14 protein-coding genes are annotated in these 12,293 nt (G+C 57.2%); 8 read left to right on the forward strand and 6 right to left on the reverse strand.

Features of this window, described 5'->3' with window-relative positions; translation table 11 throughout:
• Positions 1 to 44 precede the first annotated feature (44 nt).
• The 3 genes from ACPOL_RS01885 to ACPOL_RS35670 all read right to left on the reverse strand — a co-directional run bounded on the left by ACPOL_RS01885 (position 45) and on the right by ACPOL_RS35670 (position 2,265).
• Complete coding sequence (locus ACPOL_RS01885) at positions 45 to 1,142, reverse strand: amidohydrolase family protein (RefSeq protein ID WP_114205555.1); 1,098 nt, start codon at positions 1,140 to 1,142, stop codon at positions 45 to 47.
• Positions 1,143 to 1,478: 336 nt separating this feature from the next.
• Complete coding sequence (locus tag ACPOL_RS35665) at positions 1,479 to 1,952, reverse strand: DeoR/GlpR family DNA-binding transcription regulator (RefSeq protein ID WP_338026739.1); 474 nt, start codon at positions 1,950 to 1,952, stop codon at positions 1,479 to 1,481.
• Position 1,953: 1 nt separating this feature from the next.
• Entirely contained in the window at positions 1,954 to 2,265 is a 312-nt protein-coding gene (locus ACPOL_RS35670) for a DeoR family transcriptional regulator (RefSeq protein WP_338026740.1), read from the reverse strand.
• Between the two features lie 173 nt (positions 2,266 to 2,438).
• Here ACPOL_RS35670 and ACPOL_RS01895 point away from each other — a divergent pair, with 173 nt between their 5' ends.
• Entirely contained in the window at positions 2,439 to 3,203 is a 765-nt protein-coding gene (locus ACPOL_RS01895; RefSeq protein ID WP_201759058.1) for a hypothetical protein, read from the forward strand.
• 191 nt (positions 3,204 to 3,394) lie between these two features.
• Here ACPOL_RS01895 and ACPOL_RS01900 read toward each other — a convergent pair whose 3' ends face one another.
• Positions 3,395 to 3,661: a hypothetical protein gene (locus ACPOL_RS01900; protein ID WP_114205556.1), complete on the reverse strand. Its 267-nt coding sequence runs from the start codon at positions 3,659 to 3,661 to the stop codon at positions 3,395 to 3,397.
• A gap of 183 nt (positions 3,662 to 3,844) precedes the next feature.
• Between ACPOL_RS01900 and ACPOL_RS01905 the strand changes: the two genes are divergently transcribed.
• The 6 genes from ACPOL_RS01905 to ACPOL_RS01930 all read left to right on the forward strand — a co-directional run bounded on the left by ACPOL_RS01905 (position 3,845) and on the right by ACPOL_RS01930 (position 8,874).
• Positions 3,845 to 4,186, forward strand: a complete 342-nt coding sequence (locus tag ACPOL_RS01905; RefSeq protein ID WP_114205557.1) for an ArsR/SmtB family transcription factor — start codon at positions 3,845 to 3,847, stop codon at positions 4,184 to 4,186.
• Positions 4,152 to 4,673 carry an SRPBCC family protein gene (locus ACPOL_RS01910; protein ID WP_114205558.1) on the forward strand — a complete coding sequence of 174 codons (522 nt, stop codon included), beginning with the start codon at positions 4,152 to 4,154 and terminating at the stop codon, positions 4,671 to 4,673. The genes ACPOL_RS01905 and ACPOL_RS01910 overlap by 35 nt, the downstream gene beginning before the upstream one ends.
• Positions 4,674 to 4,689: 16 nt before the next feature.
• Complete coding sequence (locus tag ACPOL_RS01915) at positions 4,690 to 5,124, forward strand: LIC_13387 family protein (RefSeq protein WP_114205559.1); 435 nt, start codon at positions 4,690 to 4,692, stop codon at positions 5,122 to 5,124.
• Positions 5,125 to 5,136: 12 nt separating this feature from the next.
• Positions 5,137 to 5,601, forward strand: coding sequence for an SRPBCC family protein (locus ACPOL_RS01920; protein WP_114205560.1), 465 nt, complete (start codon positions 5,137 to 5,139; stop codon positions 5,599 to 5,601).
• Positions 5,602 to 5,679: 78 nt separating this feature from the next.
• Positions 5,680 to 7,935, forward strand: coding sequence for an alpha-amylase family protein (locus ACPOL_RS01925; RefSeq protein ID WP_114205561.1), 2,256 nt, complete (start codon positions 5,680 to 5,682; stop codon positions 7,933 to 7,935).
• A gap of 9 nt (positions 7,936 to 7,944) precedes the next feature.
• Positions 7,945 to 8,874 carry a 5'-3' exonuclease gene (locus ACPOL_RS01930; protein WP_236657171.1) on the forward strand — a complete coding sequence of 310 codons (930 nt, stop codon included), beginning with the start codon at positions 7,945 to 7,947 and terminating at the stop codon, positions 8,872 to 8,874.
• Positions 8,875 to 9,039: 165 nt separating this feature from the next.
• Here the strand turns inward: ACPOL_RS01930 and ACPOL_RS01935 are convergent, their stop codons facing one another.
• Both ACPOL_RS01935 and ACPOL_RS01940 read right to left on the reverse strand, forming a co-directional pair.
• A complete protein-coding gene (locus ACPOL_RS01935; protein WP_114205562.1) occupies positions 9,040 to 10,653 on the reverse strand; it encodes a tetratricopeptide repeat protein in 1,614 nt (537 codons plus the stop codon).
• 240 nt (positions 10,654 to 10,893) lie between these two features.
• Positions 10,894 to 11,649 carry an SDR family oxidoreductase gene (locus tag ACPOL_RS01940; RefSeq protein WP_114205563.1) on the reverse strand — a complete coding sequence of 252 codons (756 nt, stop codon included), beginning with the start codon at positions 11,647 to 11,649 and terminating at the stop codon, positions 10,894 to 10,896.
• Between ACPOL_RS01940 and ACPOL_RS01945 the strand changes: the two genes are divergently transcribed.
• A complete protein-coding gene (locus ACPOL_RS01945) occupies positions 11,642 to 12,163 on the forward strand; it encodes a winged helix-turn-helix transcriptional regulator (RefSeq protein WP_236657172.1) in 522 nt (173 codons plus the stop codon). The two genes, ACPOL_RS01940 and ACPOL_RS01945, sit on opposite strands and share 8 nt — an antisense overlap.
• The last annotated feature ends 130 nt before the right edge of the window (positions 12,164 to 12,293 follow it).

A 12,293-nucleotide genomic window follows, 5' to 3' on the forward strand; every position in this document is an offset into this window, starting at 1 on the left:
CACGACGGGCCCCGCCCAGAGGCTGGTGATCGAGCGGAAACACCTCAATGCTGGCTCGCGGAATCATTGATGCCAGGCAGCCAGTGAACTGCGTTGTCGTGAAAAATCTTTTTTAGAACCTGAGCAGGCAGGTGCAGCCCCTGCACGGTGCGGCCGTTATAGTCGAAGCGATCTGCGCTTGCGAAGTAGCGCCAGTCGAGCGCTAGCTGCTTCTCCCATTCTTCGACTGCCGCGCTGCCCGTCTCCGGCCCTGAGAACTCGTTGTCCGTGCCATAAAGCACCCGGTCCTGATACTTGATCAGGAACGCGCGGACTTTGGCTGAGGACTGAATCGTTAGGTGAGGCACGCGTGCACCCGTATCGATGGCGAAGTTCGGATAGAGGTCGAAACGCTGCGCGATCAGGTTCACGTCCGACTCCATGCTGCCAAGATGCGCGCCTATCACCCGCATGTGCGGATGAAGGGCGAGAAGGTGATCGCGGGCAGCCAGGATGGTCTGCTTTGACGGCGCACCGGGAATTTTCTCCATATTCCATTCAGGATGTTCGGCATAGTAAGAGGCGTCGAGCGCTTTCGGGTCAGGCGGACCCCACGCCACGTCCGGCTCCGCCTGGTGCGCTATGAGCGTCTTGTTGTGCGCCTCGATGTCGCGATAGATGGGTTCCAGCCGGGGGTCGTCTGGCATGACATAGCGATTGTCGCTGTCCTTGAGTTCCATACCTATGTTTTTCCAGATCTTCACGGCAATCGCACCGTCCGCAAAGTCGGCATTCAGACCGTTGATCGTGCTCTCGATAAAGCCGGGCTGCGAAAACCGGAATGGGTCGAAGGTGGTGCAAAGAGAGGCGTGCCCGTGCGCCGATCGCACGAAGCCGAGGGCTGCAGCGCGCTGTGCATTCAGCGACAAAGAGGAAGGCTGTTTGTCGTCCACGTAAAGAATGTCAAGAACATGGAGGTTCCATCGTTCGAGCATCGCTGTGAACTCAGGATCGGTCTTCCAAATGTGGACATGTGCATCGATCGGATGCAGCGCTGCGAGCGCCCGAAGATTGGCCACTTGCCTCGCATCTTTGATCTCTTTATCAACAGCGCCAGTTGCGAGCAGAACTGTTGCGAACAAACACGCAGCGAAAGACTTCATGGCGGTCCTCTTCGACTTTTTAAATCGAACTATGTTTCTCTATCGGTGCGAGCCGATTCGAGATCCCGCGGCACACTCGACCGACAGCTCGTCGTTCTCTTAAGGCGGCGTGCGCTGTGAGAGTTGACGACTGTATGATCCGTCGAATGATTATCGCTTACGAAAAGTTTCGAGTGCCTATTTTTAGTATTGCTTCAAGCGTTTTGTCAAGAGGATTAACTTGCGCAAGGGATTATGTTGCAGAGCCGCTCTGGACCGATTGGAGTTGGTCAGGCGCATTGTTTCAGCCTCAATAGCCGTTCCGAGGGCCATCAAGCGGCGCAAGTCCCTCGAGCGTTACACCATCTTGACGGTAACTCCGGCTGCGGCCATGGCGCTGACGTATTCCGGGGCGAGGTTCGCATCCGTGACTACCAGGTCGATTTCATTGGTCGGAACGATGAGTGCGAGACTCCGGCGCCCGAATTTACTGGAGTCGCGCACGGCAACGACCATCTGCGCGGCGCGCGCCATGGCGCGGTTAACGCGGGATTCGAGCACGTTGGGCGTGGTGACGCCGGTAGCTGGGTCAAATCCGTCCACGCCGAGGAAAACAATGTCGGCGTTGAGATCGTGCAAGAGATCCTCCGCCGGGTGGCCCACCAGGGAAAAGGAGTTCTTCCTTAGAGTAGCCCCGGTTCGTATCACTTCGAAGTGGGTACTGGAGAGTTCCGCTGCGATGTTGAGCGCGTTCGTGATCACGGTTAGTCGCGAGAACTTTCGCAAAGCGCGCGATGGCTGTCGTGGTGGTACCCGAGTCAAGAATGACACATTAGCCCTCGTTTACCAGCTTGACGGCAGCGGCCGCAATTCGCTGTTTCTCCTTACGATGGAGTTTTTCTTTCTCCAACAATGAAGGATCGAACAACGAGTCGGACTGCACGGAAAGCGCTCCGCCATGGGTCCGTTGAATTAAGCCCCTGGATTGGAGATGCTCCAGATCTTTGCGAATGGTGATGCGCGAAATGCCAAGCTGCGCTGACGATTCGCCTACCACCACGCGACCCTCACGTTGAATGCGAGCTAAAACATGCTGACGCCGCTCTTCGATCAGCATCTCGCTCCCATTGACCGATTTCGCCACCTTCTAGCCTCGCTCCCGATTCACCCTGTGCGGGTTGGACACGCTATACGATAGCGCAGCGCACCCACCTTAAGCTTTAGCGGATGGCGAGGACGAGTCTACGATAGAAGCGGAAACCGTGTCTAAGGCTTTGCTGATCGCAGCGACAGTGTTTCCGTGGAGGCTAGATCGTCATGAACCGGCTCCTGTCCGTTCGTTCTTATCTCTTGTGCGCGGTAATTCTCCCGGCTGGACTAAGCGGAATACTCGACGCACAGCAAGCCTCCGCTGATCCCGCGCAAGCTGCCGGAATTCCCGGTGCGTACATGGGCCGCATGGGCCACATGCACATGACTACCCAGCGGCCTGTGCAGGCCGGTGATCAGGCAAAGGCCGACGCGGTCGCAGCTGACGCGAAGGCCGCTATGGCCCACTATGTGGATTACCGAAAGGCTTTAGCCGACGGCTACCAGATCTTCCTCCCCGATGTGCCGCAACCCCAGTATCACTTCACGAACTATGAGTACGGACGGGAGGCGTGGTCTCACTTCGATCCGACCAAGCCGACCTCGCTGCTCTACAAAAAAACACCGGATGGCGGATATAAGTTGATCGGAGCGATGTACACCGATCGGGTAGACGCTACCGAAGATGAGTTGAATGAGCGGATCCCGTTGAGCATCGCTCAGTGGCATCAACATATCAACTTTTGCAAAGCGCCTCCCGATCATAAGTCTGAGTACTTTGGGCCGCGGGCAAAATTCGGTCTGGAGGGTTCGATTACGACGAAGGATGCCTGCGACGCAGCCGGAGGAGAGTTCCATCCTCATTTCTTCGGATGGATGGTCCACGTCTATCCGTTCGAAACCGATCCGAAGAAGGTCTGGTCCATCGATGATGATGATCAGGGGCACGACAACATGGACCACTCCGCGATGCCGGGTATGAAAATAAATTAGGAAACGTTCATTTGGCCCGGCTGCATTCACGTCAACAATTGCGACTGCCTGATGAACACCGCGGCCGCAAAATCGGAATGATCGCTACTACCGAAGGGTGCAGAACACCGCGACGGAGGAGCCCGTCGATGCCCTCCTCCCGGATAGAAAGAGAGTCCGCGCCCTTTGACCGGGCCGATCCAGCATTGTGTTCACTCGCCGCGATTGTGCCGTTCTTCGGGCGATGCGTAATGATTGGCGATCTCCTCTGGGGAAATACGAATTTCACTGTTCTCTTCAATCAGCTGCGCGATCTCCGCATCGCTCTTACCGCGTTTGCGAAGTGATTCTATCTCGTCACTGATCATGCCGACGAAAGCCTGTATCGGAAACATTTCGGGCCCGAGCCCACTCGCTGCTCGCAACGCTTTTTGCGCCTTTACGGCTTCTTCCACGGGATAAGTTTTTGGCTCCAGCATATCTCCAAGATCGTCCTTTCGTATTACGAAGTACTTTACACCTTTGGTTTTCCCGCGCCTCAACAGAAGCGAGCAGGAGGTGGTTATTAACAATCCTTTGTTTTTCCTCCCTCGCGCTCCGCCGAATTTGGGACCGAAATTTACACTTGACGCCGCTGTTCTGTTAGTCGTAACTTACGGTTCATGCCGGCTTACCGACAGAAACAGTTGGACGCTCTTGGCGATACCACCCGGCGGGCCATCATGGAACGGCTCCGACGTGGTCCCGCCCCAGTAGGAGAACTAGCCCGGGCGGTACCTGTGAGCCGGCCGGCGGTTTCGCAGCACCTGCGCGTCCTCCAGCGGGCCCACCTCGTACGCCATCGTGCCGTGGGGACTCGGCACATTTATGAGCTGGATCCGAAGGGCTTTGCCGCACTACGGGCCTATTTCGACACCTTCTGGGGCGACGCCCTGGAAGCACTCAAAGTGAAAGTAGAGGAGACGGAAAATGAAGGACGTGAGCGCAACCACACAGGTCATTGAACTCGCCACAGCAAGCGAATTAGAACCAGTGCGTAAGAGTGTGCTGGTCCATGCCAGCCAGGCAAGCGCCTTTCGCGTCTTTGCCGAGCAGATGGATACATGGTGGCCTCGCACCCACCACATTGGCGACTCGCCGATGAAAGAAGTTGTCGTCGAGGGCCGTGCGGGAGGGCGTGTTTACACGAGCCAGGAAAACGACACGATCTGTCAGTGGGGAACGGTCCTTACGTGGGAGCCTCCGAGCCGGTTCGTGATGGCCTGGCAGGTCAGTCCGGAGTGGAAGTTTGAACCGGATCCTGCACGGTGCAGCGAGGTGGAAGTGCGGTTTACGCCCGCCGCGGGCGGCCAAACTCTCGTCGAGTTGGAGCACCGCGGATTACAGAAGCATGGCGGCGCGTGTGCAAAAATGCGCGGTCAGGTTGATTCCGAAGGCGGCTGGGGAAGCTTGCTGCGCCTCTTTAAAGAAAAGGTCGAGACCATCGCGTAAAAGAGGAGTAATCCACTTGAAGGCATCGCTTCTTTTTCGAATCGCTGCTGTGCTCATCGTTCTATTTGCCGCTGGCCACACATTAGGCTTTCGGCAGATCGATCCAAGCTGGGGTATTCAGAACATGCTCGGTGCGATGAAGTCGGTCCACTTCCGCACGCAAGGCTTTAGCCGAACTTATTGGGACTTCTATGTCGGCTTTGGCCTGTTCGTGACTGTTCTTCTGCTGCTGGCTGCTGTGATCGCTTGGCAGCTTGGAGTTAGTTCGGCGCAGTGGCCGACTGTGCGCGCCATTGCATGGGCCCTCACCGTCTGCTTCGGCCTGGTGGTGATTCTGAGTTGGAGATACTTTTTTGTCGCACCGGTTGCATTTTGTGCACTCATCTTCCTGTGTCTTCTTACAGGGACTCTGCTCGAAGACCGAGCGCTCGCCCTAACCAGGTTCCATTAGGAGGAGCCCAGCATGCCTGACATCATGCATCGCCTGAGCATCAGCTCGGACCCGCAACGAGTCTATGCGGCCATCACGACGACCGAAGGGGTCCGATCCTGGTGGGTCCGCGATGCCGATCTCGAACCTTGGGTAGGTGGGTCCGGAGAGTTCCGCTTTTTGCATTATGGACCAGGCCACATCCACCGAATAACCATCGAAGCATTGATGCCGGAACAGGAGGTCACGTGGCGGATCCAGAGCTCCTTTATCTCAGAATGGAACGGCACACAGATCGCCTTCCATCTCACTCGCAGCAATGCGGGCACCGACATTCGATTTGCCCACAGGGGCTATATGAAGGCGGACGATATATACGCCATGTGCACGACCGGTTGGGGCTACTACCTGGTAAGTCTCAAACAATACGTCGAGACTGGAGAAGGCGGCCCAAGTCCAAACGTCGACTTCAGCCGAATGCTTCAATCGGTGAGCTAGCGGCGAGATCGAAAGAAGCCCGATGCCGGAGAATGTCGAGCTTCGGCTTGATTTCCTCGTGTTAGATTTGGAGGGTCAATGCTGAACCGGCGCAGCTTCCTGAAAACGAGTCTCACGGCTGGAGCAGGAGTCATCCCGCTAACATCGAGGCTCTCAGAAACCACACCGTCTTCGTTTGTCGAGTCGGCTCACGCCGAGGATGGCGCAGGGGCCGGGGTGGAAATCATTTCCCTTCCCCAACGACTGCCTCCAATCGACCAACACAATGTTCCCTGGCAGCAAAAGATTCGACGGGTGGGGCAGACCAACTTTACCGAATACGACCCGGCCGTGATGAACGTCGAGGAATGGGCAGACTACTGGCACTCTGCGCAGGCGGACCTGGTCTTTGTCAGTGTTACCGGCATTCTGGCTTTTTATCCTTCCAAGGTAAAGTTTCATCGCCACGGCAAGTTCCTTCGCAACCGGGATCTATTCGGCGAGTGCACGGCGGCGGCGAAGAAGCGCGGCATGCGAGTCGTGGCGCGTATGAGTCCTGACCTGAATTGGGGAGATGCGCTGGAAGCCCATCCGGAATGGGCGATGCGTTATCAGGACGGATCGGTGCAGCACAGCGGCGAAGAACCTCGCTTGTTCAAGACCTGTATGTTTTCGACATACATGGACGACTATGTGCCGGCGATCATGCGGGAGGTCAACTCGCTCTACGACGTCGATTGCTTTTATACCAATGGCTGGCCTCCATTAGGCGCTCTGCCCGAATGCTATTGCTCCATCTGCATCAAGCTGCCCGCTAGCGGCACCCCTGCCTATTGGCGCGTCTTCACCGACCGTGTGCTGGCTTTATGGCAGAAATACAACTTGATTGCCAAAGAGAAGAAAAGCGACAGCTTCTTTTTCGCTAACTCTGGAGGCAACGTGCGTGGCGGCCCGAATCTCGAACGTCTTGGTCAAGTTGCTGACTGGTTCCAGGCCGACAATCAGGGCCGGACGTACGATGACGCAGCCATCTGGGGATGCAGCCTACAAGGCCGGGTTTGCAATGCAGTGCTCGATGGTAAACCCGCCGCTAACGTTACGGCCGCCTACTCGACAGGCAGCCCGGGATGGCGCAATGTCTCGAAGAGTCCGGATGAATCCGAGATGTGGCTGAATGAGACTCTGGCGAGTGGTATGGTGCCGTACTTTCACTTTGTCGGGGCGGAGAACGGATTTCGCGAAGACCGCCGTTGGCAGAGTGTTGGTAAAGATTATTTCTCCTGGAACGCGCAGCACGAGGCGCATTTCACGACGCGCCGCTCTATTGCCAACATTGGAGTCGTCTTCGGACAGAGCACGCAGCTTCTTTATCCAGGTCCCACTTCGGCGCGCTCGCGCCTCTATACCCACGAGACCATCCAAGGCATCTATGACGTATTGCTGCAGGGCCGCTTCGCCTTCGACTTCGTGCATGAAGACCGGCTCCAGGCGGAGCGTCTGAAGAAATATCGTGCCCTACTGCTGCCCAATGTTGCCATGCTCAGCGACAGTCAATGCCAACAATTGCGCGACTATGTGAGTTCGGGCGGATCGCTGATGGCTAGTTTCGAAACCAGCCTCTACGATCAGGACCTGAAACCGCGGTCGGATTTCGGCCTTGCAGATCTTATGGGCATAAGCAAGGCCGGCGATGCGATCGGCACGAACGGCAATGCATACTCTGCGCGCATTGAGAAGCCCAACACAGACCGGATGCCACCCATCCTTGAAGGTTTTGCCGAGACGAACTGGATCGCGGGCGCTCAGAATCGCGTGCCATTAAAGCCGGTCGAGAGTCCGTTGCTCACCGTGGTTCCAGGCTTTGTCCGTTATCCTCCCGAACTGGCCTACCCGCCAGATTCACACACCAACGAGCCGGCGCTTGTTCTACGAGAGTTGGGAACAAGCCGTACCGCTTGGATTCCAGGAGACATCGAGCGTACATACTGGCTTACTGGCCACCAGGATCTATCGCGATTGCTACACAACACAATCCGCTGGGTCACTCACGATGAACGGGTAATTGATGTAGATGGCGCCGGCTTTGTCGAGCTATTTTGCTGGGAGACTTCGTCAGGCTACGCCATTCACCTGCTCAATTACTCCAGCCCCAACGCTCACCATGGTTGGCTGCGTTCAGTTAGCCCACTTGGCCCGCAAAGAGTGACGATGAGACTGCCCGGCCAGATGAAGGTCAAGGCGGTCGAACTTCTTAAGGCGGGTCAGGGTGCTTCGTTCGTGCTTCAGAACCAATTGTTGCAGTTCACGATTCCCTCTTTAAAGAACTATGAAGTGGCAGCGATTACGGTTGAATAAACGCAATAGGTGCAAGTCAAGATCGCATTTGGCCGCCTCTCCGCCACTGCGATGCTTCAGAAATTGCGGGGCGCCAATTTGGAAGTCCACTTAATCGATGGGACGTATGAACTCTTCCGTCATTACCACGCGCTCCCATCGATGCGCGACAGCGAGGGCCATGAAGTTGCGGCTGTCCGCGGCGTCATCGCGTCCATTCTCGGGATGATCGAGAAAGGCGCGACCCATATCGCAGTCGCAACCGATCACGTCATCGAATCGTTTCGCAATAAACTCTGGGCCGGCTACAAAACCGGCGAAGGTGTCGAGCCTGATCTCCTGGCGCAGTTTTCGCTCCTCGAAGAGGCCCTCACCGCTCTGGGAGTCGTGGTTTGGCCAATGGTCGAGTTCGAAGCCGACGATGCGTTGGCGGCGGCCGCCTTCACTTCCGAGAAAGACCCTGCCGTTGATCGGGTGCTTATCTGCACACCCGATAAGGACCTCTCCCAGTGCGTCCGAGGAACTCGGGTGGTGCAACTTGATCGCCGCAAAAATATAATTCGCGACGAGGCCGGCGTCATTGCCAAGTTCGGCGTCGGACCGCTCTCAATCCCCGACTACCTGGCGCTCGTGGGAGACGCTGCGGACGGATATCCTGGTTTAGCCGGATGGGGCGCAAAATCCACGAGCAGAGTGCTTGCCAGGTATCTCCACATCGAGCTCATCCCGGAAAGCTGGCGCGACTGGGGTGTCGACGTTGTGAACCCGTTCGCATTATCTGAGACGCTTCATCGAGAGCGCAAGCATGCCCTTTTGTTTCGGGACTTGGCGACGTTGCGCACCGATATTCCTCTTTTCGAATCAGTGGAAGAGCTTCGTTGGCAGGGCGCCACCGCTGCTTTTCCGCCTCTCGCTGCGCGACTCGACGCTTCTCTGGGCCGTAAAGCTAGTCGGGGCTGAACCAACATCGTCAAACAACGAAAGACACCCGAAGGTGACCAGAAAAATCGGGCGCCGACTCTCTCACCAAAGTGAAGATCCTCTGAAGTGAGCATCGTTCGTGACGGCAGGCCGTCAAGCAGCGATCGATGAAGTTTCGTTGAAGATACGGGGATGCCGCGTTTGCTACTGCTGAACTCCCTGCAATTTGCTCAAGTAGAGCAACGTCTGCTGGTCACCGGGCTTCAGTTGCAAAACCTTCTTATAGAAGGCCAACGCCTCCCGGTCTTGTCCGCGCTGCTGAAACATCACGCCCAGATCGAAGTACGCGTTCGAGTCGTTGGGGTTTACCGCAACGGCCTGTTTATACATCGCGATGGCTTCATCAAGGCGGCCCTCTTCGATGTACAGGCTCTCGAGGTCGACGTAAGCAGTGCTGTCCTTAGGAGCCAGTGAGATCACGTGCCGGTACTGGCTCTCGGCCTCCGCTTGACGCCCTGCCGTCTGTAGCGCTGCTCCATAATTGAGATTCATTAACACGCTTTCTGGCGTGGCCTCAAGCGAATGGCCGTAAAGCGCAATGGGGTCCTGCCAGTCCTCGACCCGCCTCATTAGCCTCCACGCTGACCACCCCATCCAGATCGCGAGACTGGTGAAAGCAATCTCTCGCGCTACGGGCCGGGCTGCCGCGGCCGCCGCCGTGATCCCCAACGCGAAACCGATGGATGCTAAATAAACGTAGCGCTCCGCCATGCCCTGGTAGATGTAAACGAATCCGCAATAAGGTAAGACCGCCACCAGCACTACGCTCAGACCCACAGCCAGCATGGGCGCCTGCCGGCGCAACTGAATCACGACGATCATGAGGGCGAACAACGCCACCCACGCTGCTACGGCTCCGCCTGTCAGCGCGGCATGCGGAACAACAGTGGAGCGCTCGACGCTCATGTGCACCGGCAGTACGATCAGCTGGATATAGCGCCAGAAAACTTCGCCTGCACTCCAAGGGTGGTGCGGTCCCCCGCCCGCGCGAGTGCCCACCACCAGGCGGCAGGCAACATAGACTGCGTCCGCCAGCAGTGCGAACCCCACTAGCAAGGCCCAGCGCCGGGGGCGCCGGTCTGCTTCGAGCAGAGCATATCCCAAGGCCAGGAACGCCACCAGCAGCACTCCCTGCTCATGAGAGAGATTTGCCAACAGAGCTGCTCCCGTAAATGCCGCCAACCAACCCCAGCCGCCCGAGCGCAGATACCCCAGCGCCAGCAGGAGAGCGAGCAGAAGAAACGCCGTACTCAGCGGATATAACTGCCCGCTGACCCACGCCACCGCTTCGCTGTTCACCGGCAGTCCCAGCCATACCAACGTTGCCAGCGCAGCGACGGGTACGCCTGCCTTCAGTCGGCGCAGCAGCACGAAAAGCAGCACGCCATTTATCCAGTGAAGCAGCAGACTGGTGAAATGAAATCCGGCGGGCCCGGCGCCAAACACGTGCCGCTCCAGTGCCAATGCGATCCAGAACCCCGGGCGATAGCTCGAGCCGCCGTTCTCCAGGAACCCGGAACCTAATTGCGAGGGCCTTAGCAGATACTTTGACCAAACCGCGCGCCAGGACTCGAGAGCGGGGTTGTTCGCGACCTGGTCTAGATCATCGTAGAGGAACGGTGCGCCGAAGACGCCGTGGTACAGGATCCCGATCCATACTGCCGACACAATGCAAAATAGCGTGCCCGAACGCCGCGTGACCCAGGCGCGCCAACCGCTCTCAAGCTGGGCGCCGCCTCTTCTGCGATTTTTACCCACCTCACCCTCGAGTGCCGGGCGGAGGGCTGCTGAAGCCCTCCCGTCCAAGCATGACGAAATACGCTTTGCCGACGGCTAGACTTCTATCGACCCATCGTTACCGGAATGACCCTCATGTGATTGTAATGACGACGAGATGGACAGGCGAACCGTTCATCTATCTCGATTCGCCGCAGGGACCACCCAGGCTTGTGTCCTGACCCGTTAGCTTTCGTCCGCAGTCGCCGACCGGCATTCAGTCTACTGCGATCCCAGTGCCGTGAGGAGCTGTTCATAGCTGCCGTTTTTCTCCGCCCAGCGCAGAGGCTTCACCCGTTCCACAAGGATTTCGCCCTTAGGCGTGTTGCCTGATTCCAAAATCTGCATGACCTCGGTGATGAACTCGTCCAAGGGCATGGCCCGCGGGTCGTTCGCCTGATGAGAGCCGGTCAAATCGGTTTGCACGTACGGAGGAGTGAGTTCCAGCACTTCCACGTTGGTGTTGCGAAGTTGAAAGCGAACTGCCTCCAGCCAGGCATGCAGGAACGCCTTGGTTCCGGAATAGGTTGGAAATGCAGCCATGGGAACGTGCGCAAGGCCAGAGGTCGTCGCCATCAGTGTCGCCTTCGGCTGCGCTTTCAGCGTGGGGAGCAAAGCGGCGGTCAAGCGCACGACGCTGCTGATGTTGGTAGTGAGCGTGGCTTCCGCTGTTGCTACATCGACCTTCTCGGCGGTGTAGTCTTCGGCCCGCATGATACCGGCGTTGTTAATGAGCACGTTCAGCTCGGGAAATTGCCTCTGCACCTGCGCTGCAAACTGCTCAATCGAGCCCTTATCGTCAACGTCCAGCTGAAGACCAATCATGCCAGGATTCGCAGCCGTGACCTGGTCCAGCAGTTGCTGACGCCGCCCGGCGATGATGACCTTGTTCTGACGCGCGTGCAGAGCCTCCGCCAGCGCCTTTCCAATGCCGCTGGTGCCACCGGTGATGAGAATGGTATTGCCTGTGATGTTCATAGCTACTCCTAAGAAGCAGCCTATCTCGCTCGCTCTCCTTTGGAAAGTAGGCACTTTTTGGAACTATACTTACCCCCAGGAAACCATCATGAATGCTCCAGCGAAAAAGAAGAAGATTCAGAGGCAATCTCGATATCCCGAAACCACGCCGGAGGTAGACAGGATCGTACGGGAGATCATCGGCCGTCTTGCCGACAAGTGGACCATGCTCATTCTCGAAAATCTCGAGGAGTACGGACGAGCTCGATTTACTGTTCTTAGCCAGCGCATTGGTGATGTAAGCCAGAAGATGCTGACAAAGACCCTGCGCCAGATGGAAAGCGACGGCCTGGTAAAGAGAACGGTTTTTCCCGTGGTCCCGCCACGAGTCGAATATGAGTTGACCGAACTTGGAGAAGGTCTAACCGCTGCCTTCTGCGGCGTCTGGATTTGGGCTGAGGCCAATCACGACAAGATCGAGGCTGCCCGGGTCGCGTTCCAGAAAGTGAAGCAGGAGAATACGAGCGGCCTATGACGAATCACGGGATCAGGCCTGGTCACTACTAACTGACTGACTTACCATGCGGTCGGCCGCGCATTCCCGGCAGGTTGGAACACGTTCCGGCACGACCCCTGTAGGATTGCCGCGAATCGTTCAAGTAACT

Origin of the sequence: Acidisarcina polymorpha, from assembly GCF_003330725.1 — a bacterium.
In the GTDB taxonomy this organism is placed as follows: Bacteria; Acidobacteriota; Terriglobia; order Terriglobales; family Acidobacteriaceae; genus Acidisarcina; species Acidisarcina polymorpha.